Origin of the sequence: Methylobacterium sp. 1030 (assembly GCF_040544715.1) — a bacterium.
GTDB lineage: Bacteria > Pseudomonadota > Alphaproteobacteria > Rhizobiales > Beijerinckiaceae > Methylobacterium.
Window position 1 is genome coordinate 110510 of record NZ_JBEPKM010000009.1, and the last position, 25796, is coordinate 136305.

Here is a 25796-nt window from a genome sequence, read left to right on the forward strand (position 1 = left end):
CGTTCCGGCGTACTTTGTAGCGATTCAACAGTCGAGGCCGGGTGCATCGTGCTCCCGGCCTCGCTGTTTTCCTGTATGCTGCATCGCAATATGAAATACGATCTGTGTTGCGACCGCGAAAAAGTCGCGGTCAATCAGGAGCTTAAAAAATTTGACGGGCGTAATCTTTCGACTCAACTAAAGTAGAGAGCGTCAACGGCGGCAACGAACCGCGGAGGAGGCGCCGAATGGACGTCCACGAGTATCAGGCCAAGGAGCTGCTCGCGAGCTTCGGCGTGGCCGTCCCGAAAGGCGCGATCGCCTTCAGCCCGGACCAGGCGGTCTACGCGGCCACCGAGCTCGGCGGCTCGTTCTGGGCCGTGAAGGCGCAGATCCACGCCGGCGCCCGCGGCAAGGCCGGCGGGATCAAGCTGTGCCGGACCTACAACGAGGTCCGCGACGCCGCGAAGGATCTCCTCGGCAAGCGCCTCGTCACGCACCAGACCGGCCCCGAGGGCAAGCCGGTGCAGCGGGTCTACGTCGAGACCGCCGACCCGTTCGAGCGCGAGCTCTACCTCGGCTACGTGCTGGACCGGAAGGCCGAGCGCGTGCGGGTCATCGCCAGCCAGCGCGGCGGCATGGACATCGAGGAGATCGCCGCCAAGGAGCCCGACTCGCTCATCCAGGTGGTGGTCGAGCCGGCGGTCGGCCTGCAGCAGTTCCAGGCGCGGGAGATTGCCTTCCAGCTCGGGCTCAACATCAAGCAGGTCTCGGCCGCGGTGAAGACGATCATGAACGCCTACCGGGCGTTCCGCGACTGCGACGGCACCATGCTGGAGATCAACCCGCTCGTCGTCACCAAGGACGACCGGGTGCTGGCGCTCGACGCCAAGATGAGCTTCGACGACAACGCGATGTTCCGCCGGCCGGGCATCGCCGACATGCACGACCCGTCCCAGGGCGATCCCCGCGAGGCGCAGGCCGCCGAGCACAACCTCAGCTACATCGGCCTCGAGGGCGAGATCGGCTGCATCGTCAACGGCGCGGGCCTCGCCATGGCCACCATGGACATGATCAAGCACGCAGGCGGCGAGCCGGCGAACTTCCTCGATGTCGGCGGCGGCGCGTCCCCTGAGCGGGTGGCCACGGCCTTCCGGCTGGTCCTGTCGGACCGCAACGTGAAGGCGATCCTCGTCAACATCTTCGCCGGCATCAACCGCTGCGACTGGGTCGCCGAGGGCGTCGTCCAGGCCGCCCGCGAGGTGAAGATCGACGTGCCGCTGGTGGTCCGGCTCGCCGGCACGAACGTCGAGGCCGGCAAGAAGATCCTGGCCGAGAGCGGCCTCGATCTCATCACCGCCGACACGCTGGCTGAGGCGGCCAAGAAGGCGGTCGACGCCTGCTCCGCCGCCAAGACGCAGCACTGAGAGGGGAGACCGCGCCATGAGCATCCTCATCGACGAGACCACCCCGATCATCGTCCAGGGCATCACGGGCGACAAGGGCACCTTCCACGCCAAGGAGATGCTGGATTACGGCACGAACGTCGTCGGCGGCGTCACCCCGGGCAAGGGCGGGCGCACCCATCTCGGCCTGCCGGTGTTCAACACCGTCAAGGAGGCGGTGGCGGCGACCGGCGCCACCACGTCGATCACCTTCGTGGCGCCCCCCTTCGCGGCGGACGCCATCATGGAGGCGGCCGATGCCGGCCTGCGGCTGGTCTGCTCGATCACCGACGGCATCCCGGCCCAGGACATGATGCGGGTGAAGCGCTACCTGTACCGCTACCCCAAAGAGAAGCGGACCATGGTGGTCGGCCCGAACTGCGCCGGCATCATCTCGCCCGGCAAGGCGATGCTCGGCATCATGCCCGGCCACATCTACCTTCCGGGCAATGTCGGGGTGATCTCCCGCTCCGGGACGCTGGGCTACGAGGCCGCCTCGCAACTCAAGGAACTCGGGCTCGGGATCTCGACCTCGGTGGGCATCGGCGGCGACCCGATCAACGGCTCGTCCTTCCTCGACCACCTCGCCCTATTCGAGACCGACCCGGACACCGACGCGGTCCTGATGATCGGCGAGATCGGCGGCCCGCAGGAGGCCGAGGCCTCGGCCTGGATCCGCGAGAACATGTCGAAGCCGGTAATCGGCTTCGTGGCCGGGCTGACCGCCCCGAAGGGGCGCCGCATGGGCCATGCCGGCGCGATCATCTCGGCGGCCGGCGACAGCGCCGCCGAGAAGGCCGAGATCATGCGCTCCTACGGGCTGACGGTGGCGCCGGATCCGGGCTCCTTCGGGCAGACGGTGGCCGACGTGCTGGCCCGGGCCGCGTAGCGCGGCCGGCCCGCCTTACGTCCCGGAACGCGGCGCGGGTCCTCTCTCCCGAGCGGGAGAGGGCGCGCGTCGCGCTGGGCACCGGCCGATGCGCGCCTCCCTCCCGGAGGTGACGGCGCATCGCGCTGAACATCCTCGAGAAAGACCGTGCGCCACGAGGTGGCTCCATGACCCGCACCCTTCACGCAACCCCCGGTCTCGTCGATGCCACGGCCTTCGCGCCGCCGGTGATCGTCGGCACGTCGTCGGAACAGGCGCTGGACATCCTGTTCCAGGCGCTGCTCGACGTCGCCCGCCGGCACGACCCCGACCTCGAGGCGGTCCTGCACGGGACGGCCGACATCTCGCGCTTCTCGCCGCAGATGCTGGCGCGCGCGCTGCAGGTGCAGGGCATCTGGTTCCAGCTGATCTCCATCGCCGAGCAGAACGCCGCGATGCGCCGACGCCGGCACGTGGAGCGCACGGAGGGGCGGGCCGCGCTCGGCGGCTCCTTCGCCAAGGTTTTTTCCGACGCGCGCAAACAGGGGGTGCCCCCTGAAAAAATCCAGGCGCTGCTCAGCGACCTGCGCATCCGCCCGACGCTCACCGCCCACCCGACCGAGGGCAAGCGGGTGACGGTGCTGGAGAAGTTCCGCCGGATCTACCTCGTCCTGCGCGAGCTGGAGATGCCGCGCTGGACCGACCGTGAGCGCAACGGGCTCATGAACGAGCTGCGCGACCAGATCGAGCTGGTCTGGATGACGGGCGAGCTGCACCTGGAGAAGGCGACCGTCGAGCGGGAGGTGGCCTGGGGGCTGCACTTCTTCGACGAGACCCTGTTCGAGATGCTGCCCGAGACCCTGGAGACCCTGCACGAGGCGCTGGCCGAGACCTATCCGGGCACCGAGTTCAGGGTGCCGCCGTTCTTCCAGTTCGGCTCCTGGATCGGCGGCGACCGGGACGGCAACCCCTACGTGACGGCGGCGGTCACCCGGCAGACCCTGCACCGCAACGCGCTCGCCTCGCTCACGCGCTACCGCGACGGCGTCCGCGAGCTGGGGCGGACCCTCTCGCTCACCGAGCGCTCGCTGCCGCTGCCCGAGAGCTTCCGCGCGGAGCTCGACCGGAATCTCGCCGAGAGCGGCCAGGCCCGCGCCATCACCCGGCGCAACCCGGGCGAGCCCTATAGGCAGTACCTGTCCTGCGTCCTGCGCAAGATCGAGGCGACGATCGCCCGCAACGAGGGCGAGCACCCGTCCGGCCCCGACTACGCGAGCGCGGACGGGCTCATCGAGGACCTGCGCACCCTGGAGCGCGGCCTGACCGAGGCCAAGTGCGGGGCACTGGCGCGGGATCTCGTGCGTCCGGTCCGGCGCATGGTCGAGATCTTCCGCTTCTCGACGGTCCGCCTCGACCTGCGCGAGAACACGACCCGGACCACCGACACGCTCCACGCCCTCTGGCGCCAGCGCAACGGCGACGGCGAGCCGCCGGCCCTCGGCTCGGCCGCGTGGCGCCAGTGGCTCGACACGGAGCTCGCCCGGCCGCGCGATCCCGAGCGGTCCTTCGAGGACTTGCCCGACGCCGCCCGCGAGACGCTGGCCACCTTCGCCCTCGTCGCCGAGATGCGCGAGGCCCTCGACCGCGAGGCGTTCGGCGCCTTCGTGCTGTCGATGACCCGCTCGGTGGAGGACGTGCTCGGCGCGTACCTGCTGGCCAAGGAAGCGGGGGTGTTCCTCGACGCCGCCGGGACGGAGATCTGCCCGCTGCCGATCGTGCCCCTGTTCGAGACCATCGACGACCTGCGCGCCGCCCCGGCGATCATGCGGGCGCTGCTCAACGTGCCGGTGGTCCGCCGCTCCACCCGCTGGCAGGGCGGCGTGCAGGAGGTGATGATCGGCTACTCCGACTCCAACAAGGACGGCGGCTTCGTCGCCGCCAACTGGGAGCTCTACAAGGCGCAGAGCAAGCTGACCCGGCTCGGCGAGGAGCTCGGCGTCGGGATCGCCTTCTTCCACGGGCGCGGCGGCTCGGTGAGCCGCGGCGGCGTGCCGACCCAGAAGGGCATCATGGCCCAGCCGCCGGGCTCCATCCGCGGTCGGTTCCGGACCACCGAGCAGGGCGAGGTCGTCTCGTTCAAGTACGCCAACCGCGGCACGGCCGCCTACCAGATGGAGCTGCTGGCGGCCTCGGTGTTCGAGCACGCGCTCGCCGGCGACGGCGAGCGGGTGGGCCCCGGCCACGACGACGCCCTCGAGGCGCTCGCCGGTGCCTCGCGGGCGGCCTACGTCCAGCTGCTCCAGACCGACGGCCTCGTCGACTACTTCCAGGCGGCGAGCCCGCTCGACGAGATCTCCCTTCTCAACATCGGCTCGCGTCCGGCCCGCCGCTTCGGCGCGCGCTCGCTCTCGGACCTCCGCGCGATCCCCTGGGTGTTCGCGTGGTCGCAGAACCGGCACGTGATCACCGGCTGGTACGGCGTCGGCTCGGGGCTGGCGAGCTTCATCGACGTGCGCGGCCGCGACGGCGAGGCGACCCTCAAGCGGCTGTTCAACGAGTCCCGCATCCTCCGCCTCGTCCTCGACGAGGTCGAGAAGACGCTGATGATGGTCGATCTCGACATCGCCCGCGCCTACGCGGGCCTCGTCCAGGACGCGGGCGTCCGGGACCGGATCTTCTCGATGATCGAGGCCGAGTACGCGCTCACCCGCGAGATGGTGCTGCGGGTGAGCGGCGGCACGGAGCTGGCCGAGCGCTTCCCCCTGTTTCGGGACCGCCTGAAGGGCCGGCTCCCGACGATCAACCAGGTCAGCCGCGAGCAGGTCGAGCTGCTCGCCCGCTACCGCGCGGAGACCGACGAGGACCGGCGCGAGGCGGTGAAGTCGGCCCTGCTCCTGTCCATCAACTGCATCGCGGTCGGCTTCGGGGCGACCGGATAGGGGAGGGTCCAGCGGGCTCCCTCTCCCGCGCGGGAGACGGGACCCGTGCCTCGATCCCGTACCGGGGACCCGGTCCATTCGTGCAGCCGCGCCCTGTCAGCGACCCACGCGCGCGCCATTTGCCGCCGATGAACGGGACCGCATCCCGCAACGGCACCAGAACCGTCACCAGGAGAGAGAACCCAAGATGAGCTTCACCCTGATCCAGCAGGCCAAGCCGCGCCTGCACCGCTCCGAACTCGCCGTGCCCGGCTCCAACCCGACCTTCATGGAGAAGTCGGCCTCCTCGGCGGCGGACGTGATCTTCCTCGATCTCGAGGACGCGGTCGCCCCGGACGACAAGGAGAAGGCCCGCACCAACATCATCCAGGCGCTGAACGACCTGGATTGGGGCAACAAGACCATGATGATCCGCATCAACGGTCTCGACACCCACTACATGTACCGCGACGTGGTCGACATCGTCGAAGCCTGCCCGCGGCTCGACATGGTGCTGATCCCCAAGGTCGGCGTGCCGGCCGACGTCTACGCCATCGACGTGCTGGTCACCCAGATCGAGCAGGCCAAGAAGCGCGAGAAGCAGATCGGCTTCGAGGTGCTGATCGAGACGGCCCTCGGCATGGCCAACGTCGAGGCGATCGCCCAGTCGTCGAAGCGGCTGGAGGCGATGTCCTTCGGCGTCGCCGACTACGCCGCCTCGACCCGCGCCCGATCCACCGTCATCGGCGGCGTGAACCCCGACTTCTCGGTGCTGACCGACAAGGACGAGTCCGGCAGCCGCCAGACCCACTGGCAGGACCCGTGGCTGTTCGCCCAGAACCGCATGCTGGTCGCCTGCCGCGCCTACGGACTGCGCCCGATCGACGGACCGTTCGGCGACTTCTCGGATCCGGACGGCTACCGCTCGGCGGCCCGCCGCTGCGCGGCCCTCGGCTTCGAGGGCAAGTGGGCGATCCACCCGAGCCAGATCGAGCTCGCCAACGAGGTGTTCACCCCCTCCGAGGCCGAGGTCACCAAGGCTCGGCGCATCCTCGAGGCCATGGAAGAGGCCGCCAAGGCCGGCCGCGGCGCCGTGTCCCTGGACGGCCGCCTCATCGACATCGCCTCGATCCGCATGGCCGAGGCGCTGATCGAGAAGGCGAACGCCATGAAGGGCTGAAGACGGCTCCGACGCGGGCGGATCCCAGCCCCCTGGCCGGGATCCGCCCTCCGCACGGCGAGGAACGTCTCGTCCTAGCGAGCGCAGCGAAGCAATCCAGGGTCGCGGCTACGGCGACATGCGTGTCGCTGCCGGGTTGCCTCGCTGCGCTCGCGAGGACGGCGGCGCCGCGTGGCCCGAAGTCCCGTCAGAACGGCTGATCGTCCGGTAGCCGCGCCGCTTCCATCTCGTCCGGCGTCGGGTCCCGGTGAACCACGATCCCGGTGGAGCGGTCCGCCGCGATCAGCCCGAGCCGGGCGAACCCGTCGAGCCAGCCGTCCATCGGCCAGATCCCGTGCCGGTCGTGGAAGCGCGCCGCGTTGGCGACGATGTCGCGGAAATGCTGCAGCGGCGGGTCGTAGCCCGGATGATGCTGGTGGTAGGCCCGGGGGCCGCCGAGGAACAGGATCGGCACGCCGGCCCGCTCGGCCCGGAAGGCGAGGTCGGTGTCCTCCGCGCCGTAGCCTGAGAAGGTCTCGTCGAAGCCGCCGAGGCGGTCATAGGTCGCGGCCCGCACCGCGAAGGCGAGGGACCAGAACAGGCCGGGCTGCGGCGCCGGCGCCACCGTGCCGGCGGGCGGGAAGGCCCGCACCGGGTGCGGCGCGCCGAGACGCGCCAGATCCGTCTCGCGCCACCCGTCCGCGACCGCGCCGGCCGGCAGGTAGCCGATCTCGCAGCAGATCAGGCCGTCCCGCTCGGCCACCGCCCGCGACAGGCCCGCGACGAGCCCCGCCGAGGGGATGCAGTCCACGTCGAGGAAGATCAGCGTGTCGGCACCGGCGGCCCGGCGCCCGGCATTGCGCGCCGCGGCGAGCGGCAGGCCGGCACGCGGGAACGGCACGCGCTCCACCGGGAAAGGCAGGGCCGGGTAGGGCGCCGCGTCGTCGCCGATCTCGACGACGACGCAGCGGTCGGGCGGGTCGCCGCGGCCGAGGCCTTCGAGCAGACGGGTCAGGTGCGCGCGCCGGCCCTTGTTGAGGGTGATGACCGCGACGCTCACGGGGCGGTTCCGGCGCGCAGGACGTCGATGCGGTACTTGTCCGTCCGCGCCTGACTCAGGACCTGTGCGAAGGGTGCCGACAGCCGGATGAAGCCCTCGGCGGCGCCGTCACCCGAGAGCGGGTAGTCGGTCTCGCCCAGCCAGTGCACCAGCACGATGTCGCCGCCGGGCGCGATCGTCGCGCCGGCCCGGCGCACGAGCGCGGCGAAATCCTCCGGGGCCAGGAAGTACAGGAACTCGGAGAGGACGATCAGGTCGAACCGCTCCTCGGGCCAGTCCGCCGGCATCGTGCCCTGCCGGATCTCGACGTGGGGGCGATCCGCGCAGCGCGCCCGGGCGTCCTCCAGGGCGGCCGGAACCAGATCCGTGGCGAGCAGACGCTCGCAGCGCTCGGACAGGGCGTGGGTGAAGACGCCGATGGAGCAGGCCGGCTCGAACGCGGCCCGGTAGCGCGCCTGCGGCAGGGCCGCCAGCGTCGCCGCGTACTTGTCGCGCTCGTAGGACGACGAGGTGAAGCGCCAGGGATCCGGGTCGCTGGCGTACATGCCGAGGAAGTAGTCTTCCGGCAGGGTCTTCGTCCGGCGGCTCATGCGGGGACCGCGACGAAGCGCTCGTAGGGGCCGCAGAGCCGGTCGATCATGGCAGGCTCGAGCCGGAAGCCCTGGGGATCGTCCGCGATCAGGTCGGTGGTCTGCGATTCGTGGGCGGCGACGGCGCGCGCCTTGGTCTCGCGATAGGCGGAGACGTCGAGGCGCAGGCCGGCGGGGCTCGGCCCGACCTCGGTCTCGGGCGGCAGGGTCCAGCCCCAGACGGGGTACTCGTAGACGCGGACCCCCGGCATCTGCGGCCGCGCGAGGGCGACGATCGCCGCGGCCGCCTTGTGGTCGCAGTGGGGATCGTGGCGCCACGTGACGAAGACCGCGCCGGCCCCGATCGCCGCGGCCGCGCGGGCGACCGCGGACGCGGCGGCCTCGGCCCCGGGGCCGTCGCTCGGGACGTGCGCGTCCGGGAGGCGCAGGAAGGTGACGGCCTCGGGCCCGAGGCCGAGGACCGCCACGGCCCGCCGGGTCTCCGCCTCGCGCAGGGCGCGCAGTTTCTCGGGCGGGTAGAGACGGGAATGCGTGTGCGACCCGCAGCCGTCGCTGACCACGACGAGATGCACGGGCCGTCCCGACGCCCGGGCGGCGGCGATCAGCCCGCCGCATCCGAGGCTCTCGTCGTCGGGATGGGGCGCGACCACCACGAGCCCCCGGCTCCCCAGGAGGGCGTCGAGGCTCGCCACGGGCAGCGCGTCGGCGGCGGCGAGGAAGGCGTCGGCGCGCATCAGCGGCCTCCGATCCGGTCGGAGGCCGACAAGACGAAGGCCAAGGGAAAGCGCCGGTCGCACCGCGACGGGCTGCTGACGGGATCGATCACGGGACGCTCCACGGACGGTGCGCGGGTTGTGGCGTCCCGGGTTGTCAGGCGCAGCGCATGAACGCGCCATGAGCGGCGCGTTCGGGCCGGCCGGCGGGTGTCAGCGATCGTTCTCGGTGGTGAGCGCGTCGGCGCGGGTGCCCTCGTCGACGCCCCGGCCCGCCGCGAGGTGGACGCCCGGCGTCGGCGCGTCGCGGAAGACCGCACCGGCGGCGCTGAGGGCGCTGCGCAGGGCCTCGACTTGGCCACTAGGCGCGTCGCTATAGCCGCCCTCGAAATCCCGCACGAATCGCTCGTCCAGGCCGACCTTGCCGGCGAGATCGGCCTCCGACCAGCCGAGCAGCCCGCGAGCCGCCCGCGACTGCGCCGGGGTCATGGCGAGCGCCCGGGTCCCGCTCTGCGCGCCCTCGTCCGATCCTGCCAAGGTGATCCTCCTGCTTCGCACTGATCAACAACGATCGCGGTCCCGGATCGTTTCCGGGCGGTCTTCGGCCGAGCGCGACCATAATTGTGCTGAAATCCTGTCGCATCCGGCAAGGCGCAAGGATTCGGAGCGGCCCACGCGAGGGGCCGGACCGCGCGGCCCGCGCGGCGCTTCCGGACCGGGATGACCTGCGCGCGGCGCGCGCGACATGGGGACTGGACGATGAGAGGGGTGCTGATCGCGAGCTTGGCCTGTGCCGTGCTGGCCATGGACCTGACCGCGGCGACGCAGGCGCAGGCGCAGATGGGCGGCTCGCCCACGGGCTTCGGCCGGGGCAACCGCCGGCCGGGCGGCGAGGAGGAGAAGAAGCCCCAGTACGTGCCGGGGACCAAGGCCAGCGAGAAGATGTTCCCGCTGGACTCGACCTGGACCGCCGTGAGCCTGAACGGCAAGCCGTTCACGGGCGGCGACCGGCCGAGCTTCATCATCGACAAGCAGTACCGCGCCCGCGGCTACGGCGGCTGCAACACCTTCGCGGCGACCGCCTTCCCGCTCAAGGAGCAGCACATCGCCGTCGGCCCGCTCGCGCTCACCAAGAAGAGCTGCGACAAGGGCCTCGCGGCCGCCGAGCAGGCGTTCTTCATCGCCCTGCGCACCTCGGCGGTGTGGGACATGGTCGGCTCGCAGCTCGTTCTGAAGAGCCCGAACGGCGAGCTGAAGTTCGACCGGGCCCTTTAAGGGCCGGTTCACCACGCCGAACGACGACGGCCGCCGATTCAGACGCTCTTGAGGGACGTCGGCGCTCACTCCTCCGGTATCGAGGAGTGCGCGGATGCCAGTCGGGATCGGGATCGGACGCGGGGATCCCCTGCGTCCCGCGGTGACGAGGACCGCGCGCTTCTCGGGACCCGAGGGCTTCCATCCGGGCGCCCTCTGGCTCGCCGCGGCGTCGCCGCTCCTGGCGACCCTCCTCCTCCTCGTCCGGCTCGCGGCCTGAGGGGGAGCCTGCGCCGACCGGTCCTAGCCTCAGCGGGTGCCGGTCGCGTCCGGCGCCCGCGAGGTCTCGGAGGCGCGGTGCGTCTCGGGCGAGGCCTCCGAGCGCAGCATCACGGGCGGGAACAGGGCCGCCAGACCCGCGGCCACGCCGTACAGGACGGGATCGGCGTTCGCTCCCGCTTCGGGCGGACGGAGATCGCTGGTCAGCTTCGTGCGCCGGCGGGCATCGCGCGCGTTCGCGAGCATCTGTCCGCGTCTCCGTTGTTAGCGTGTTCGAAACGGTCAATGCCGCGTTCCGCGTTTCGTTGCCGCGGACGTCCGATATTTCTCCCGGCCCTCGATCGCGGCCGATTCTCAGCCGCGGCGCCGGAGGATCGGCACGGACCGACCGTCCGGCAGCGGGCAGGCGGCCGGGACGACCTCGACGATCGACGCGCTCGGACAGCGCGCCCGGCAGCCCTCGGCCGCCGCGATCTGATCGCCGCCGCAGGCGTCGGCGAAGCAGAAGGTCCCGAGATCCTCGCACGTCGCCCGGAACCGGCCCAGCGCCGCCGGCCCCCGCAGGTCCGCGGCCCCGGCCCCCTGCGTCAGCAGGAGAAGCGTCAGACCGATCAGGGCCGGGAGGCGTGCCATCTCTGTCTCCGATCCGGGTCACGACCGCTTGCGGAGCCAGCCTAGCATTGGCAGCCTGGACGCGCCGTACCATTCCCGCGACACGTGCCGCGCGTCATCTGTCGCGATCCCGGCCGCGCCGCGCGGCCGATACCACCGCTCTTCCGTGAAAGGCCGCCATGCCGCTCTATGCCCTCGACGAGCACGTCCCCGACCTCGCCGACCCGGCCCGGGTCTGGATCGCGCCCGACGCGCAGGTGATCGGCCGGGTGCATCTCGGCCTCGATGTCGGCATCTGGTTCGGCGCGGCCCTGCGCGGCGACAACGAGCCGATCCGCATCGGCGACCGCACCAACGTCCAGGAAGGCGTGATCATGCACGTCGATCCCGGCTTCCCCCTCGTGATCGGGACCGACGTCACGATCGGGCACGGCGCGATCGTGCACGGCTGCACCATCGGGGACGGCAGCCTCGTCGGCATGGGGGCGACGGTTCTGAACGGGGCCCGGATCGGCCGCGGCTGCCTCGTCGGCGCCAACGCGCTGGTCACCGAGGGCAAGGAGTTCCCGGATCACAGCCTGATCGTCGGGGCGCCGGCCAAGGCCGTGCGCACCCTCGACGAGGCCGCGATCGAGGGTCTGCGGCAGGCCGCCCTGCGCTACGTGGAGAATGCCCGGCGCTACCGGGCCGGGCTGCGCCGCATCGACGGCTGACGGGTACGGGCCGCTCCCCGCAGGAGCGGCCGCAACACCCTTACTTCTTGGCCTTGCCGCGCTCGATCGCTTCCTCGATCAGCCGGTGGGCCTCCTCCTTGTCGCCCCAGCGGACGAACTTGACCCACTTGCCGGGTTCCAGATCCTTGTAGTGCTCGAAGAAGTGCTGGATCTGCTGGATCGTGATGTCGGGCAGGTCGGTGTAGTTCTCGACCCGGTCGTAGCGCTTGGTCAGGTGGCGCGAGGGCACCGCGATGATCTTCTCGTCCTCGCCGCCCTCGTCCTGCATCACCATCACGCCCACGGGACGCGCGCTGATGATCGCGCCCGGCAGCACGGCGCGGGTGTTGGCCACCAGCACGTCGCAGGGATCGCCGTCGCCCGACAGGGTGTGGGGGATGAAGCCGTAATTGCCCGGGTAGAACATCGGCGTGTACAGGAACCGGTCGACGACCAGCGCACCGGATTCCTTGTCCATCTCGTACTTGATCGGCTCGCCGCCGAGCGGCACCTCGACGATCACGTTGACGTCGTGCGGCGGCTTCTTGCCGAGCGGGATGGCGTCGATCTTCATGGCCTGTCGCTTCCGGAATGCGGTCTCGTCCGCTTCCCGGATCTCTTAGAGGCGCCGCCTGGCAAAGCAAATCAGTCGATGGTACGGCCCGGCAACGAGCGCTGGAAAACGTTAGCCGAAGAGAAACCCGACCTTCGGGAGCGGGAGGCCCGCCACGCGGTCCAGCACCCGCGGGCCGGCGACGCCGCCGAGCCCCTCGTAGAAGGCGCTCGCGCGGGCGTTGTCCTCCAGGCTCCACACGCCGAGCCGCGCGAAGCCGTGATCCGCGAGGTCGTTGCGCACCGCCCGGAACAGGCGGCGGCCCAGGCCGACGCCCTGGTACTCCGGCAGCAGGTAGAGTTCGTCAATCTCCGCCTCGGTGCCGAGGGACCGGCTGCGCGTTCGCCCGTAGGCCGCGTAGCCGACGACGAGTTCGCCCGTCTCGACCACCGCGATCGGCCGGCCGCGGCGCAGGGCGCCCCGCCACCACGCCCGGTCCCGGGTCGAGATCAGCCGCTCCAGGGCGACGCCCGGGATGATGCCGCGATAGGCCTCGCGCCACGACGCGTCGAACACCTTGGACAAGCCGCCGAGGTCGGCCTCGCGGGCCCGGCGGATGCTCGTGGTGCGCGTGCTCATGGGCCTCGGGCCTCCCATCGTCCGACCGGCGGATAACTCGCGCGGTCCGCGCAGGTTCGATGCCGATCCGGGCGGAGTGAAGGCAAGAACGGCGCCGGATCGCGTCGGTGTGGTCGACCGCGTGCCGGTCGGGGGCCGGGCCCGCGAATTGCCGGGCCGCCGGGTGGCTGGTAGAGCCCGGGCTCGTTCCCTCGGCAGCCTGGCCTTGTTCAACCGCTTCCTCAAGCCCGAGACGCGCTACGCGCGCCGCATGGCCCGGATCGCCCGCTTCGAGCGGCCGATCGCCGGCCCCGGCGACCGGCTGATGGCCTGGGCCAGCATGCTGCTGATGGACCACGGCGTGTTCCGCCTCGCCTACCTCAACCGGCACCGGGTCGGCACCGGCGCCGTCTGGCGCTCGGCCCAGCCCGGTCCCCACCAACTCGCCCGCTTCCGGGCCGAGGGCGTGCGGACGATCATCTCCCTGCGCGGCGGGCGCGAGCACGGGTCCTGGCCGCTGCAGCGCGAGGCCTGCGAGCGCCACGGCCTCAAGCTCGTCGAGTTCGTGCTCCGCTCGCGGGAGGCGCCGGACCGCGCCACCATCCTCGGCGCCAAGGCGTTCTTCGCCGGCATCGAGTACCCGGCCGTGATGCACTGCAAGTCCGGCGCCGACCGGGCCGGCCTCGCCTCGGCCCTGTACCTGATCCTGCACGAGGGCCGCCCGGTGGCCGAGGCCGCCCGGCAGCTCTCCGCCCGCTACGGCCATCTCCGCTTCGCCAAGACCGGGATCCTCGACGCGTTCTTCGCCCGCTACCGCGTCGAGGGCGAGGCGCAGGGCCTCGACTTCCTGACCTGGGTCGAGACCGTCTACGATCCCGAGGCGCTCAAGCGGGATTTCCGGCCGGGCTTCTGGTCGGATCTGGCCGCCGACCGCATCCTGCGGCGGGAGTGAGGATCACTCCGCGGGCGGCCGCGCCGCCTCGCGGAACGGGTGGGCCGGGTAGGTCCCGATCACCCGCAGCTCGCGCGAGAAGAAGCCGAGCTCGTCCAGCGCGCGGCGGAGGCCCGTATCCTCCGGATGGCCGTCGACCTCGGCGTAGAACTGCGTGGCGGTGAACTCGCCGTCGACCATGTAGCTCTCGAGCTTCGACATGTTGACGCCGTTGGTCGCGAAGCCGCCGAGCGCCTTGTAGAGGGCGGCCGGGATGTTGCGGACGCGGAACACGAAGCTCGTCACGCAGGGCTCGGCGCCCTGGGCGACCGGCTCGGGCTCGGGGGAGAACACCACGAACCGGGTGGTGTTGTGCGCCTCGTCCTCGACGTCGCGCTCGAGGATGTCCAGGCCGTAGACCTCGGCGGCGAGAGCGGGCGCCAGGGCCGCCCGGCTCGGGTCGCCGATCTCGGCGATCTCGCGGGCCGCCCCGGCGGTGTCGCCGGCGACCACGGCCTTCAGGCCCAGCCGGCGGATTATGCGGCGGCACTGGCCCAGCGCGTGGACGTGGCTGTGGACGCTCCTCAGCGCCTCGAGCTTCGTGCCCGGCAGGACCATCAGCTGGAAGTGGATCGGCAGGAAGTGCTCGGCCACGATGTGCAGCGGCGAGATCGGGATCAGGTGGTGGATGTCGGCGACGCGGCCCGCGATCGAGTTCTCGATCGGGATCATCGCCCGCTGCGCGCGCCCCTCCGTCACCGCCGCGAAGGCGTCCTCGAAGGTCGGGCAGGGCAGCGGCGTCCAGTCCGGGTAGGCCTCCGCGCAGATGATGTGCGAGTTGGCCCCGGGCTCACCCTGGTAGGCGATGGTGCGGTCGGTCATGGCGGCGCGGATTCGTTCGTCGGGTCAGTTCAGGCGCCGACCCTGCAGCAGGGCGCGGGCCCGTTCCAGGTCGGCGGGGGTGTCGACGCCCAGCGGCAGGTCGTCGACGATGGCGGCATCGATGCGCATGCCGGCCTCGAGGGCCCGCAGCTGCTCCAGCTTCTCCCGCACCTCCAGCTCGCCGGGCGGCAGGGCCACGAACCGGCTGAGCGCCGTGCGCCGGTAGGCGTACAGGCCGATATGGTGCCAGAGGGGCCCGTCGCCCCAGGGCGCGCGGGCGCGGGTGAAGTAGAGGGCGCGCAGGCGCCCGGGACCGACCGCGTGGCCGACGAGCTTGACCACGTTGGGGTTGTCGGCCTCGTGCGGATCGGTGATCGGCGCGCAGAGGGTGACGATGTCGACGGTGCGGTCGGCGAGCGGCGCGACGGAGGCGCCGATGATCGCCGGGTCGATGGTCGGCAGGTCACCCTGCACGTTGACGACCACGTCGTGGCGGCCCTCCGGATCGACGATCTCCAGGGCCTCGGCGAGGCGATCGGAGCCCGACGGGTGGTCGGCCCGGGTCATCACCGCGAGGCCGCCCGCGGCCTCGACCGTGCGGGCGATCTCCGCCGTGTCGGTGGCGACCACCACCGGGCCGATCCCGGCCTCGACGGCCCGGCGCCAGACATGGACGATCATGGCCTCGCCGGCGATGTCGGCCAGCGGCTTGTTCGGCAGGCGGGTCGCGGCGAGGCGCGCCGGGATCAGGACCAGGGGATCGGACATCGAGATTCGGATCCGGATGCGCGGATCGAGCGGCCGCGACGGGAGGCGGCCGGCTGCTTAACAGGCCGGCCCCTGGTTGTCGTCCCCCGGGAACGGGCCTGCGGAAACGGGCCGGGCCGCGGTGGAGAAAAGGTGCCACCCGGTGACAAGCTGGACAATTCAGTGGAACAATCCTGCGCCGGAGCGACGCGGAACGCCCCTGCGGCATTGTCAGGAGCCGCCCGGAACCGCTAAGGCAACCTCGAAATCTTCCAATGTCCGGTGTCCGAGCCCGCTCGCCCGTGTCAGGCGCGCGTTCGGCACGGCCGAGTTGCGAGAAGAGCATGAACTCGTTCGAGGTGAACAAGGTCCTGGGTGCGGTCCTCGGCGCCCTTCTGTTCGCGGCCGGATCGGGTTTCGTCGCCGAATTGATCTACCACCCGAAGCCGGCGGGCAATGCCGGCTACGACTTGCCCGAGCCGCAGCCCGAGGCCGCCTCCGCGGCGCCCGAGGCCAAGGTCGAGCCGATCGCCGTCCGCCTCGCGAGCGCCAATGCCGAGAAGGGCGAGGCCGGCACCAAGGCCTGTCACGCCTGCCACAGCTTCGAGAAGGGCGGCCCGAACAAGGTCGGCCCCGACCTGTACGGCATCGTCGAGCGGCCGAAGGGCGCGCATGCGGGCTTCGACTACTCGGCGGCCATGAAGGAGAAGGGCGGCACCTGGACCTACGCCGACCTCGACGAGTTCCTGACGAACCCGAAGGCCTACGTGAAGGGCACCAAGATGGCCTACGCGGGCATCGCTGCGCCGCAGGAGCGGGCCAACGTCATCGCCTACCTGCGGACGCTAGCCGAATCGCCGAAGCCGCTGCCGGCCGTCGAGAAGACCGACGCCGCGCCGGCGGCCGCGCCCGCCGCGGCCAAGCCCGAGGACAAGCCCGCCGCCGACAAGCCGTCCGCCGACAAGCCCGCCGCCAACAAGGCGTCCGAGGGTAAGGACAGCCCGGCCAAGCCCGCCGATACCGGCACCGCCAAGCCGGTCGAGGCGAAGTCGCCCGGCAGCCCGCGGACGACCGGCGAGTCGAGCGACCGCAACGCGCCGGCTCCCCCGGCCAGCGCCCATGACAGCGACCAGCAGGGTCAGCCCTCGAGCCTGATCCCCGCCGAGCCGACCGCGCCGACGGCGCCGGCCGCCAAGGAGCCGGCCGCGAAGGCCAATCCCGAGGCCGTCGAGCGGGCGAAGGATCTGGAGGTCGGCGGCCCGACCAAGGATCTGAACGCGCCGCTGCCGACCCCGCAGCCGCTGCCGAAGGAGTAGGCGGCACGGCCGGGTGCGGGGCCGGGCACGGTCCCGCCCCTCGCGTGCCTGGCGCGTTCCGCCGGCATGGCTCCGGGCGTGACCCTTGCTCTAAGGCGGCTGCGCCCCGGCATCCGGCCGGATCGAGAACCGCGTAGGGCCCCTTGACTGATCGACGTCCCGCCGTGCCGGAGCGCCGGGCCCCCCTGCCGCTCCTCGTCGCCGTGACCATGACCGGGACGGTGGCGCTTCACATTTTCGTGCCGGCGCTGGCGGCGGCGGCCGTCGACCTCGGCACCAACGCCGCCGGCGCGCAGCTGACGATCACCGTCTACCTGATCGGGCTCGCGGGCGGTCAGCTCCTCTACGGGCCGCTCTCGGACCGGTACGGGCGGCGCCCGATCCTGATCGGGGGACTCGGCCTCTACCTCGCCGGCCTGCTGCTCGCGATCCCCGCGCCGAATATCGGGGTCCTGCTCGTCGCCCGCGTCCTGCAATCCCTCGGCGCCTGCGGCTCGCTGGTGATCGGCCGGGCGATGGTCCGCGACGTCTCGACCCGCGAGGACGCCGCCCGGAAGCTCGCGATCCTCACCACCGCGATGACGCTCACGCCCGCGCTGGCCCCGGCGATCGGCGGCGTGGTGAACGAGGCCTTCGGCTGGCGCGCGGTGTTCGTGGTGCTGGCCGGCCTCGTCGCCGTGCTGGGCGCGCTCGTGGTCTTCACCCTGCCCGAGACCAACCGCCACAAGGTGGCGCTGCCGGGCTTCGTCGCCGTCCTGTCCGGCTACCTGCGGCTGGTGCGGGTCCCGGTGTTCCGGGCCTACCTGGTGGCGGGGGCCTGCGGCGGCACCAGCCTGTACGCGTTCCTGGCGGTGGCGCCGTTCCTCCTCGTGGACCGGCTCGGGCGCTCCTCGCAGGAGGTGGGCTTCGACTGCCTGATCGTCGTGTTCGGCATGGTCGGCGGCGCCGTCCTGGCGAGCCGGCTCGCCGCCCGGGTGCCGATCCGCAAGGCGGCGCGGAGCGGCAATCTCCTCTGTATCGGGGCGGCGCTGTCGCTGCTGGTCGTGGACCGCACCGGCATGCTCGGCGTGGTCAGCCTGATCGTGCCGCTCTTCGCCTACGCGGTGGGCGTCGGTCTGCTCAGCCCCAACGCGGTGGCGGGGCTGATGAACGTCGACCCGCACGCCGCCGGGTCGGCCTCCAGCCTCTACGGCTTCACCCAGATGACGTTCGGGGCGCTGTTCACGGCCGCCGCCTCCGCTTGGCCGGCGACCTCGGCGACGCCGGTGGCGCTGGCGCTGCTCGCGGCCGGGCTGATCGCCGCGCTGGCGCTCCGGCGGGCCTGAACGGGGTTTCGAACGGTCGAGCGCCGGCCCCGGCGGCGCTCGCTGCTCGGCGGAGCCGTCGGCCCCCTCCGTCATCGCGAGCGCAGCGAAGCGACCCAGGTCCAGCGCGCCCTCCGTAAGTGTGGCGCTACTGGATTGCTTCGCTTCGCTCGCAATGACGGCGGCTGCGTGTGGATTGAGCTGAGCCATTCACGCGCATGCAGAAGACCAGCCCGGTGCGGATCGAAATCACCGTCAGAGAGCTGAGGCACGCCCGCCGGGCCCCGTTTCAGGTCCTGACCGCCTCGATCGGGCCCGTCACGCCCGCACGGAACTCCTCGGCCAGTTCCAGCCACAGCAGGCGCGCCGGGTCGACCGGCCCCGGCAGGGTCAGGCGCCCGGGCGGAACCGGTGTGAACCCGAAGCGGGCGTAGTAGGGCGCGTCGCCGACGAGGATCACCAGACCCTCGCCCGCCCGCCGCGCCCCCTCGATCGCCGCGCGGGTCAGGGTGCCGCCGATGCCGCGGCCCTCGAAGCTCGGATCGACCGCCAGGGGGCCGAGCATCACGAAGGGCGTCGCCCCGGTCCGCACCGGACCCATCCGGACCGAGCCGACGAGGAAGCTGCCGACCGAGGCGGTGATGCCGAGGTCGATCCGCTCGGCCGCGCCCTCGCGGAGGCGGTAGGCGGTGCGGGCGAAGCGGCCGGGACCGAAGGCCCGGGCGTGGAGGCGCTCGATGGCGGGGGCATCCTCCGGCCGCTCCGGCCGGATGACGAGGGACAGATCGGTCACGGGGTACTCGCGGGTCGGACGGGCGCCGCGTAGCAGCGCCGGGCCGGACCCGCAAACCGTCGCGCTACTCGGCGGGCGGCCAGGGCGGGCCGCGCGCCGCCCTGCGTCAGCCTCAGGAAGCCCAGGGCCGCGAGCCAGATCACCGCGCCGCAGGCGGAGGCGGCGCCGAGGACCAGCGCGAAGCCGCCGCGGTCGTGCAGGAGGGCGATCGCCGGCACCACGAAGCCGCTCGCCGTGAAGCCGACGAAGTAGCGCACGCTGTAGGCGCGGGCCCGGTAGGCGGGCGGCACGTAGCGGGCGATCATCGCGTCGTTGATCACCACCTGCCCGTAGATCGCCGTCATGGCGAGGACGAGCCCGGCGAGCAGCGGCAGGCCGGTGGAGACGGCCGCGATCCCGAGCCCGAGCGGCTGCAGCACCGAGAGCGCCACGAACAGGGACGGCAGGCTGTAGCGGTCGATCAGCCGGCCCATGGCGAGCTGCATCAGGGCGCCGAACAGGAAGACGCCGGTGGCGATCGAGCCGGTCAGCGCCAGCGGCAGCGCCTGCCCGACGCCCTCGTCGATCACCTTGGGCAGGCTGATCGTCGTCAGGTTGAAGGTCAGGCCGCCCGCGAAGATCGACAGGGCGAACATCGCCATGAGCGCCCACGGCCGGGTCACCGGGATCACGGCCGCGCCGCCGGCCTTCCGGCCCGCGGCGTCGCCGTCGCCCGGGACCAGGGCCACGAAGGCGGCCCCGCAGGCGAGGCAGACGAGGCCGGGAACGATGAAGGCCGCGCGCCAGCTGACCGCGGCGGCGAGCAGCGCGGTCAGGCCGGAGGCCGAGGCCGCGCCGAGATTGCCCCAGACGCCGTTGATGCCGAGATCGTGCCCGAGCCGGCGCGCATGGGTCACCAGCATGGCCGAGCCGACCGGGTGGTAGATCGCCGAGGCGAGCCCGAGGACGCAGAGCCAGAGGGCGAAGCCCAGCGGCGTCGAGGCGCTCGCCACGCCCAGGCAGGACAGGCCGTAGCCGAAGAAGAACACCGCCAGCATGTTGCGCCGCCCGAACCGGTCGGCCAGCGAGCCCATCGGCAGCGAGCACAGACCGAAGGCCACGAAGGCGCCGGTGGCGAGCCCGATCAGCTCGCCGTAGCCGAGCCCGGTCTGGGCCGCGATGGCGATGACCGCGGTCGGGTAGATTAGCAGCACGAAATGGTCGAGGGCGTGCGCGACGTTGACGAAGCGCAGGGTGCGGCGGGACAGCGTGTCCGAATCCATCGCGGCGTATCCTCCGGGACGGCACCCTGATAGCCTGACCCGATGGCGGTGTTGGGCCGGATATGTACGCGAACGGGCCAATCTCGACGGAGGCGCGCGGCGCCGCGGGGCGGTCGACCGAGGCGGCCGACTATCAGGACGTGCCGCGCCCGGTCGCGGTGATGCCCAAGACCTACGCGGCCGGGATGCACCTCGCCCGGCACTTCCATCCCCGCGCGCAGCTGCTCTACGCCACGTCCGGGCTGATGATGGCGTTCGCGGAGGACGGCACCTGGGTGGTTCCCGAGGGGCACGCCCTCTGGATCCCGCCGCTTCTGCCACACGCGGTCGCGACACACGGCGCGGTCGCGATGTGCTCGGCCTATCTCGATCCCGCCGCGGTCCGGTCCTTCGCGGCGAGCTGCCGGGTGATCGCGGTGTCGCGGCTCCTCGCCGCCGCGCTCACCGCGCTGGCGGAGGAGCCGGTGCTCTACGCAGAGGCGGGTCGCGGCGGCCACCTCGCCGCCCTGGTGCTCGACGAGATCGGCCGGGCCCCCGCGACGCCGCTCGCGCTGCCGCTCCCCCGGGACCCGCGCCTGCGCCGCGTCTGCCTCGCGCTGATCGAGAATCCGGCCTCGGAGGCCGATCTCGACGCCTGGGCCGACCGTGCCGGGGCGAGCCGGCGCACGCTCACGCGCGGGTTCCGCGCGGAGACCGGTCTCAGCTTCGGCGACTGGCGGGCGAGAGCCCGCGTGATCCGGGCGCTGGCGCTGGCGGCCGAGGGGCGGCCGCCCCGGGCGGTCGCGGCGGCGGTTGGCTACCGGAGCGCGCAGGCGCTGCGAACCACCGTGGCGCGGGTGCTCGGCGCCGCGCGTCCGCTCCGCGGCGGGACGCCCTGAGCGCCGCCTAGGCTGCCTGTCGGGGCTCCTCGAAGAGCTCGTCGGCCGGGCCGAAGAACTCGAACTTCACCCGCTCGGCCGGGACGCCGCGGCGCAGCAGGCCGGTGGCGAGATCCCGAAGGAACGGCTTGGGACCGCACAGGTAGTAGGTCGCGCGGTCGTGCGGCGTGTGCTCCGCGAGCCAGTCCGCCGTGATCAGGCCCTGGACGTCGTAGTGCTCACCCGGCCGGTCCGCGGCTTCGGGCTCCGCGTAGAACGTCACGACCGTCGCGGCGCGGGCCCGCGCCGCGAGCGCCCGGGCGTGGTCGCGCAGGGCGTGGACGCGGCCGAACAGGGCGCCGTGGACGTACCAGGTCGGCCGGTCCGGGCTGTCCGCCGCAATGGTCTCGAGCATGCTGATCATCGGGGTCAGCCCGACGCCGCCGCTGACCAGCACCACGGGCGTGTCGCTCTCGGCGTCGAGGCTGAAGTCGCCCGCCGGTGCGGCGACCTTCAGCACGGTGCCGGGCCGCGCGTGGTCGTGCAGCCAGTTCGAGGCGATCCCGGCCGGACGGCCCGGCGCCGCCTCGCGCTTGACGGTGATGCGGTAGGCCCGGTCGCTCGGCGCGCAGGACACCGAGTAGTTCCGCTTCAGCACACCGCGGCCCGGCAGGTCCAGGAGGAAGCCGAGATACTGGCCCGGCCGATGCCGCAGCACCGGGCCACCGTCGGCCGGCACGAGGACGAAGGAGCGGATCGTCTCGCTCTCCTGGGTCACGCTGTCGACCACGAAGTCGCGCCAGCCGTTCCAGCCGCCCGGCTTGGAGGCGTGGTCGCGGTAGATCGCGGCCTCCCGGCCGATAAGCAGTTCCGCCAGGAACCAGTAGGCCTCCCCCCAGGCCGTGGCGATCTCCGGCGTGGCGGCCTCGCCGAGGACATCCCCGATCGCGCCGAGGAGGGCGTCGGCCACGTGCGGGTAGTGCTCCGGGAGGATGTTCAGGGCGACGTGCTTCTGCGCGATGCGCTCGACCGCGCCCGCCAGGACGCCGAGATTGTCGATGTTGCGGGCGTAGGCGAGCACGGCCTGGGCCAGGGCCTTCGGCTGAGAGCCGGTCTCGCCGTGATGGGACTGGTTGAAGAGGTCGCGGATCTCGGCGTTCTCGAACAGGCGCTCGTACATGCGCTTCGTGATGGTGAGGCCGTGGGCCTCCAGGGCCGGCACGGTGGCCTTGATGAGAGCGACGGTGGAGGGGGAGAGGGGCGCGGGCATGGCACAGCTCAAAAGGTGCATACGACATGCTTCTTTTAGCGCCCCCTCGAAAAGATGCAAGTGAAATACATCTTATAGGGACGAAGCCTGTTCGCCTGCCAGCGGTGGTGCCGGTCCGCGGCTGCGCGTACGGACTCGGACCGCGGCGGACATCGCATCGCCCCACGGCAGGGATCGTCTTCTGGAGTTGAGATGCGCCTGACCCGCTACACGGATTACGCGTTGCGCACGCTGATCTACGTCGGGCTCCACGAGCCCGAGCAGAGTTCGATCGCCGGGATCGCGCGCGCCTACGGCATCTCGGAAAATCACCTGACCAAGGTGGTCCACCAGCTGGGTCGGCTCGGCCTGATCCGGACGATCCGCGGCCGGGGCGGCGGCCTTCGGCTGGCGAAGCCGCCGGAGGAGATCGTCGTCGGTGCCGTGGTGCGCCAGACCGAGGACGACCTGGCGCTGGTCGAGTGTTTCGGCGGCGGCGCCTGCGCCATCACGGCCCCGTGCCGGCTCCGGCGGGTGCTGGGCGAGGCCCTGGCGGCGTTCCTCGCCGTCCTCGACCGCTACACCCTGGCGGACCTCCTCGGCGCGCCGGACGGCGACGCCATCGCGGCGCTGCTGGGACTGGCCGGCCCCCCGCGCGACGAGCCGCCGGTGCCGGCCGGCGCCGCGAGCCTCCCGGAGACCTGAGGATCCGCGCGCCGCGCGGTCAGGTCGCCCGCGCCGAGAAATCGATCCGCGGGTCGATCCAGACGTAGATCAGGTCGGACAGCAGGTTCACCGCGAGCCCGAGCAGCGAGAAGATGTAGAGCGTGGCGAACACCACCGGATAGTCGCGCCCGACGATCGCCCGGAACGACAGCTCGCCCAGGCCGTCGAGGGAGAAGATCGTCTCGATGAGCAGCGAGCCGGTGAAGAAGGCCGAGATGAAGGCACCGGGGAAGCCCGCGATCACGATCAGCATGGCGTTGCGGAAGACGTGCCCGTAGAGCACGCGCCGCTCGGACAGCCCCTTCATCCGCGCGGTCAGCACGTACTGCTTGCGGATCTCGTCGAGGAACGAGTTCTTGGTCAGCAGGGTCGAGGTGGCGAAGGCGCCGATCACCAGGGCGGTCAGCGGCAGCACCATGTGCCACGCGTAGTCGGTCACCTTGTGCCAGGGCGAGAAGCTCTCCCAGCCCTCGCTGGTCAGGCCGCGCAGCGGGAACCACTGGTAGAACGAGCCGCCGGCGAACAGGATGATGAGCATCAGCCCGAACATGAAGCCCGGGATCGCGTAGCCGATGATCACCACGAAGGAGGTCGCGCGGTCGAAGCGCGTGCCGTCCGCCACGGCCTTGCGGATGCCGAGCGGGATCGAGATCGCGTAGGACAGCAGCGTCATCCACAGGCCCAGCGAGATCGAGACCGGCAGCCGCTCCTTGATCAGCTGGATGACCGTGACGTCGCGGAAGTAGCTGCGGCCGAAATCGAACCGGACGTAGTCCCAGAGCATCTTGGCGAAGCGCTCGGGCGCCGGCTTGTCGAAGCCGAACTGCTTCTCGAGCTTGGCGATGAATTCCGGGCTCAACCCCTGGGCGCCGCGGTAGCGGGAACTGGCGTCGCCGCCGCCCGACGGCCGGCTGGCGCCGCCGAGGTCGCCCGAGCCGCCGGTGACGCGGGACATGGCCCCGTCGCGCTGGCCCTGGAGCTGCGACAGCACCCGCTCCACCGGTCCGCCGGGGGCGAACTGCACGATGGTGAAGGTGATCAGCATGATCCCGAACAGGGTCGGGATCATCAGGCCGATGCGGCGCAGGATGTAGGCGAGCATGGCGTCAGTCCCGCCCGATCCGCTTGGCCTTGTCGGCGTCGAACCACCACGTCCCGGGGGCGCCGAGATCGTATTTCGGCGGCGTCGCCGGGCGGCCGTACACGTCCCAGAGGGCGAGGCGATGGGTCGAGGCGTACCACATCGGCACCCAGTAGCGCCCGGCCCGCAGGACCCGGTCCAGCGCCCGGCAGGCGGTGGTCAGGTCCGCCCGCGACGTCGCGTCGGCGACGGCGGTGAGCAGCGCGTCGATCGCCGGGCTGGCGATCCCCGAGAGGTTGTTCGAGCCCGCCGTCCCGGCGGAGCGGGACCCGTAGGTCTCGCGCAGCTCCGCGCCAGGGGTGAGCCCGCTGCTGTAGCGGCGCGGCGTGACGTCGAAGTCGAAATCCTTCAGCCGCGCCTGGTACTGAGACGGGTCGACCGTGCGCAGGCTCGCCTTGATGCCGAGCAGCCCCAGGTTGCGGATGAAGGGCTGCGTGACCGCCTGGAAGACCGGATCCTCGTCGAGGAACTCGAGGGTCAGGGGCTGGCCGCCGGGCAGCAGCAGGTTGCCGCCCTGGCGGGTGCAGCCGGCCTCCCGCAGGAGCGCGTCGGCGCGCTTCAGCAGCGCCCGGTCCTGGCCCGACCCGTCGGAGACCGGCGGCGCCCAGGCCTCGCCGAACACCTCGGGCGGCAAGTCCTTGAACGGCTCCAGCAGGGCGAGCTCCTGGGCCGAGGGCTTGCCGGTCGCCTTGAGGTCGGAATTCTCGAAGAACGAGGCCGTGCGCGCGTAGGCGCCGTACATCAGGTTGCGGTTCGACCACTCGAAATCGAAGCACAGGCCGATCGCCTCGCGCACCCGCGGGTCGCGGAACGCGGCGCGGCGGGTGTTGATCCACCAGCCCTGCGTGCCGCTCGGCCGCGCGTCCGGCACCGTCTCGCGGACCACGCGGCCCTCGGTCATCGCCGGGAAGTCGTAGCCGGTCGCCCAGACCCGGGCGGTGAACTCCTCGCGGAACGTGAAGGCACCGCTCTTGAACGCCTCGAACGCCACGGTGCGGTCGCGGAAATACTCGTAGCGGATCGCGTCGAAGTTGTTCTGGCCGACATTCACCGGCAGCTCGGCGGCCCAGTAATCCGGGACGCGCTCCAGGCCGATGGACCGGCCCGGATCGACGGTGCCGACCCGGTAGGGACCGGAGCCGAGCGGCGCCTCCAGGGTCGAGGCCTCGAAGTCCCGGCCGGCGTAGTAGGCGGCGGAGAAGAGCGGCAGCTGCGCGACGAACAGCGGCAGGTCCCGGGCGCGGCCCGGCTCGAAGGTCACCACGAGCCGCCCGTCGCCCTCGGCCCGGGCGTCGGTCATGGGCCGGATCACCTCGGCGATCTCGGGGTGGCCCTTGTCGCGCAGGAGCTTGAGGCTGAAGGCCGCGTCCCGCGCGGTCAGCGGCGAGCCGTCGTGGAACCGCGCCTGCGGGCGCAGCGCGAAGGTGTAGGTCAGGCCGTCCGGGCTGACCGTGACGGCGCGCGCCACCAGCCCGTAGAGGGCGTCCGGCTCGTCGAGGGCGCGGACCATCAGGCTGTCGAAGGTCAGGGGCATGCCGGCGGCCCCGTCGCCGCGCAGCACGTAGACGTTGAGCGTGTTGAAGGTGTTGAGCGACTGGTTGCCGGTCGTCGCGGCGAGCTGCGCCGAGAAGCGCCCGCCGCGGGGCGCCATCGGGTTCACGTAGTCGAAATGCGCGAAGTCCGGGCCGTATTTGAGCTCGCCGAAGCTGGACAGGCCGTGGCGCTCCTGCGCGTCAACCGCCCGGGCGGGGCGCCACGGCGGCATCGCCGCGAGCGCGCCGGCCCCGAGGACCAGCCCGCGCCGGGTCGGCATCCCGGGACCGCCCG

Annotated in this window: 27 protein-coding genes; 12 read left to right on the top strand and 15 right to left on the bottom strand. The window is 71.9% G+C overall.

Annotated features, from left to right (window positions below; genetic code table 11):
* Nucleotides 1-227: 227 nt before the first annotated feature.
* The 4 genes from ABIC30_RS14720 (at nucleotide 228) to ABIC30_RS14735 (ending at nucleotide 6390) form a co-directional block, all read left to right on the top strand.
* Complete coding sequence (locus ABIC30_RS14720; protein WP_020092653.1) at nucleotides 228-1406, top strand: malate--CoA ligase subunit beta; 1179 nt, start codon at nucleotides 228-230, stop codon at nucleotides 1404-1406.
* A 16-nt stretch (nucleotides 1407-1422) separates the two neighbouring features.
* Nucleotides 1423-2313, top strand: coding sequence for a succinate--CoA ligase subunit alpha (gene sucD / locus ABIC30_RS14725; protein WP_010687110.1), 891 nt, complete (start codon nucleotides 1423-1425; stop codon nucleotides 2311-2313).
* 167 nt (nucleotides 2314-2480) lie between these two features.
* A complete protein-coding gene (locus tag ABIC30_RS14730) occupies nucleotides 2481-5231 on the top strand; it encodes a phosphoenolpyruvate carboxylase (RefSeq protein WP_020092652.1) in 2751 nt (916 codons plus the stop codon).
* A 187-nt stretch (nucleotides 5232-5418) separates the two neighbouring features.
* Nucleotides 5419-6390: an HpcH/HpaI aldolase/citrate lyase family protein gene (locus ABIC30_RS14735; protein ID WP_012320599.1), complete on the top strand. Its 972-nt coding sequence runs from the start codon at nucleotides 5419-5421 to the stop codon at nucleotides 6388-6390.
* 187 nt (nucleotides 6391-6577) lie between these two features.
* On the opposite strand, the gene ABIC30_RS14740 is transcribed toward ABIC30_RS14735, so the two are convergent.
* The 4 genes from ABIC30_RS14740 to ABIC30_RS14755 form a co-directional block, all read right to left on the bottom strand.
* Nucleotides 6578-7429, bottom strand: a complete 852-nt coding sequence (locus ABIC30_RS14740; RefSeq protein ID WP_020092651.1) for a glycosyltransferase family 2 protein — start codon at nucleotides 7427-7429, stop codon at nucleotides 6578-6580.
* Entirely contained in the window at nucleotides 7426-8019 is a 594-nt protein-coding gene (locus tag ABIC30_RS14745; protein WP_020092650.1) for a class I SAM-dependent methyltransferase, read from the bottom strand. Before ABIC30_RS14745 ends, ABIC30_RS14740 begins: the two co-directional genes overlap by 4 nt.
* Nucleotides 8016-8753, bottom strand: coding sequence for a PIG-L deacetylase family protein (locus tag ABIC30_RS14750; protein ID WP_020092649.1), 738 nt, complete (start codon nucleotides 8751-8753; stop codon nucleotides 8016-8018). The genes ABIC30_RS14745 and ABIC30_RS14750 overlap by 4 nt, the downstream gene beginning before the upstream one ends.
* 192 nt (nucleotides 8754-8945) lie before the next feature.
* Nucleotides 8946-9269: a helix-turn-helix domain-containing protein gene (locus ABIC30_RS14755; protein WP_020092648.1), complete on the bottom strand. Its 324-nt coding sequence runs from the start codon at nucleotides 9267-9269 to the stop codon at nucleotides 8946-8948.
* A 222-nt stretch (nucleotides 9270-9491) separates the two neighbouring features.
* On the opposite strand from ABIC30_RS14755, the gene ABIC30_RS14760 reads away from it, so the two are divergent.
* Both ABIC30_RS14760 and ABIC30_RS14765 read left to right on the top strand, forming a co-directional pair.
* Entirely contained in the window at nucleotides 9492-10007 is a 516-nt protein-coding gene (locus ABIC30_RS14760) for an META domain-containing protein (RefSeq protein WP_026604848.1), read from the top strand.
* Nucleotides 10008-10101: 94 nt separating this feature from the next.
* Nucleotides 10102-10266, top strand: a complete 165-nt coding sequence (locus ABIC30_RS14765) for a hypothetical protein (protein ID WP_020092646.1) — start codon at nucleotides 10102-10104, stop codon at nucleotides 10264-10266.
* A 29-nt stretch (nucleotides 10267-10295) separates the two neighbouring features.
* Here ABIC30_RS14765 and ABIC30_RS14770 read toward each other — a convergent pair whose 3' ends face one another.
* Nucleotides 10296-10511 carry a hypothetical protein gene (locus ABIC30_RS14770; protein ID WP_020092645.1) on the bottom strand — a complete coding sequence of 72 codons (216 nt, stop codon included), beginning with the start codon at nucleotides 10509-10511 and terminating at the stop codon, nucleotides 10296-10298.
* Nucleotides 10512-10619: 108 nt separating this feature from the next.
* Entirely contained in the window at nucleotides 10620-10898 is a 279-nt protein-coding gene (locus tag ABIC30_RS14775) for a hypothetical protein (protein ID WP_020092644.1), read from the bottom strand.
* Between the two features lie 158 nt (nucleotides 10899-11056).
* On the opposite strand from ABIC30_RS14775, the gene ABIC30_RS14780 reads away from it, so the two are divergent.
* Nucleotides 11057-11590: a gamma carbonic anhydrase family protein gene (locus ABIC30_RS14780; protein ID WP_020092643.1), complete on the top strand. Its 534-nt coding sequence runs from the start codon at nucleotides 11057-11059 to the stop codon at nucleotides 11588-11590.
* A 40-nt stretch (nucleotides 11591-11630) separates the two neighbouring features.
* On the opposite strand, the gene ppa is transcribed toward ABIC30_RS14780, so the two are convergent.
* Together ppa and ABIC30_RS14790 are read right to left on the bottom strand one after the other, a co-directional pair.
* On the bottom strand, nucleotides 11631-12164 hold the full coding sequence (ppa, locus tag ABIC30_RS14785) for an inorganic diphosphatase (RefSeq protein ID WP_020092642.1): 534 nt from the start codon (nucleotides 12162-12164) through the stop codon (nucleotides 11631-11633).
* 111 nt (nucleotides 12165-12275) lie between these two features.
* The gene (locus ABIC30_RS14790; protein ID WP_020092641.1) at nucleotides 12276-12782 is read right to left on the bottom strand and encodes a GNAT family N-acetyltransferase; all 507 of its coding nucleotides are present in this window, start codon (nucleotides 12780-12782) and stop codon (nucleotides 12276-12278) included.
* Between the two features lie 205 nt (nucleotides 12783-12987).
* Between ABIC30_RS14790 and ABIC30_RS14795 the strand changes: the two genes are divergently transcribed.
* Nucleotides 12988-13713: a tyrosine-protein phosphatase gene (locus tag ABIC30_RS14795; protein WP_020092640.1), complete on the top strand. Its 726-nt coding sequence runs from the start codon at nucleotides 12988-12990 to the stop codon at nucleotides 13711-13713.
* Nucleotides 13714-13716: 3 nt separating this feature from the next.
* On the opposite strand, the gene ABIC30_RS14800 is transcribed toward ABIC30_RS14795, so the two are convergent.
* Both ABIC30_RS14800 and ABIC30_RS14805 read right to left on the bottom strand, forming a co-directional pair.
* Entirely contained in the window at nucleotides 13717-14574 is an 858-nt protein-coding gene (locus tag ABIC30_RS14800) for a prephenate dehydratase (RefSeq protein ID WP_020092639.1), read from the bottom strand.
* A 24-nt stretch (nucleotides 14575-14598) separates the two neighbouring features.
* Nucleotides 14599-15342, bottom strand: a complete 744-nt coding sequence (locus tag ABIC30_RS14805) for a 3-deoxy-manno-octulosonate cytidylyltransferase (protein ID WP_020092638.1) — start codon at nucleotides 15340-15342, stop codon at nucleotides 14599-14601.
* A 323-nt stretch (nucleotides 15343-15665) separates the two neighbouring features.
* Between ABIC30_RS14805 and ABIC30_RS14810 the strand changes: the two genes are divergently transcribed.
* The gene (locus tag ABIC30_RS14810) at nucleotides 15666-16637 is read left to right on the top strand and encodes a c-type cytochrome (RefSeq protein ID WP_020092637.1); all 972 of its coding nucleotides are present in this window, start codon (nucleotides 15666-15668) and stop codon (nucleotides 16635-16637) included.
* A gap of 164 nt (nucleotides 16638-16801) precedes the next feature.
* The gene (locus ABIC30_RS14815; protein ID WP_020092636.1) at nucleotides 16802-17962 is read left to right on the top strand and encodes a multidrug effflux MFS transporter; all 1161 of its coding nucleotides are present in this window, start codon (nucleotides 16802-16804) and stop codon (nucleotides 17960-17962) included.
* A gap of 268 nt (nucleotides 17963-18230) precedes the next feature.
* Here ABIC30_RS14815 and ABIC30_RS14820 read toward each other — a convergent pair whose 3' ends face one another.
* Nucleotides 18231-18734, bottom strand: a complete 504-nt coding sequence (locus ABIC30_RS14820; RefSeq protein ID WP_020092635.1) for a GNAT family N-acetyltransferase — start codon at nucleotides 18732-18734, stop codon at nucleotides 18231-18233.
* Nucleotides 18731-19996, bottom strand: a complete 1266-nt coding sequence (locus ABIC30_RS14825; RefSeq protein WP_354455582.1) for an MFS transporter — start codon at nucleotides 19994-19996, stop codon at nucleotides 18731-18733. Before ABIC30_RS14825 ends, ABIC30_RS14820 begins: the two co-directional genes overlap by 4 nt.
* A gap of 62 nt (nucleotides 19997-20058) precedes the next feature.
* On the opposite strand from ABIC30_RS14825, the gene ABIC30_RS14830 reads away from it, so the two are divergent.
* Nucleotides 20059-20874: an AraC family transcriptional regulator gene (locus ABIC30_RS14830; protein ID WP_354455584.1), complete on the top strand. Its 816-nt coding sequence runs from the start codon at nucleotides 20059-20061 to the stop codon at nucleotides 20872-20874.
* Nucleotides 20875-20881: 7 nt separating this feature from the next.
* On the opposite strand, the gene hmpA is transcribed toward ABIC30_RS14830, so the two are convergent.
* Nucleotides 20882-22123 (bottom strand): NO-inducible flavohemoprotein, encoded by a 1242-nt coding sequence (gene hmpA / locus ABIC30_RS14835; RefSeq protein ID WP_354455586.1) that lies wholly within the window; start codon nucleotides 22121-22123, stop codon nucleotides 20882-20884.
* Between the two features lie 192 nt (nucleotides 22124-22315).
* Between hmpA and ABIC30_RS14840 the strand changes: the two genes are divergently transcribed.
* Nucleotides 22316-22807, top strand: a complete 492-nt coding sequence (locus ABIC30_RS14840) for an Rrf2 family transcriptional regulator (RefSeq protein ID WP_056525927.1) — start codon at nucleotides 22316-22318, stop codon at nucleotides 22805-22807.
* Nucleotides 22808-22826: 19 nt separating this feature from the next.
* Here ABIC30_RS14840 and ABIC30_RS14845 read toward each other — a convergent pair whose 3' ends face one another.
* On the bottom strand, nucleotides 22827-23930 hold the full coding sequence (locus tag ABIC30_RS14845; RefSeq protein WP_091926174.1) for a microcin C ABC transporter permease YejB: 1104 nt from the start codon (nucleotides 23928-23930) through the stop codon (nucleotides 22827-22829).
* A 4-nt stretch (nucleotides 23931-23934) separates the two neighbouring features.
* Nucleotides 23935-25782, bottom strand: a complete 1848-nt coding sequence (locus ABIC30_RS14850; protein ID WP_020092629.1) for an extracellular solute-binding protein — start codon at nucleotides 25780-25782, stop codon at nucleotides 23935-23937.
* Nucleotides 25783-25796 lie beyond the last annotated feature (14 nt).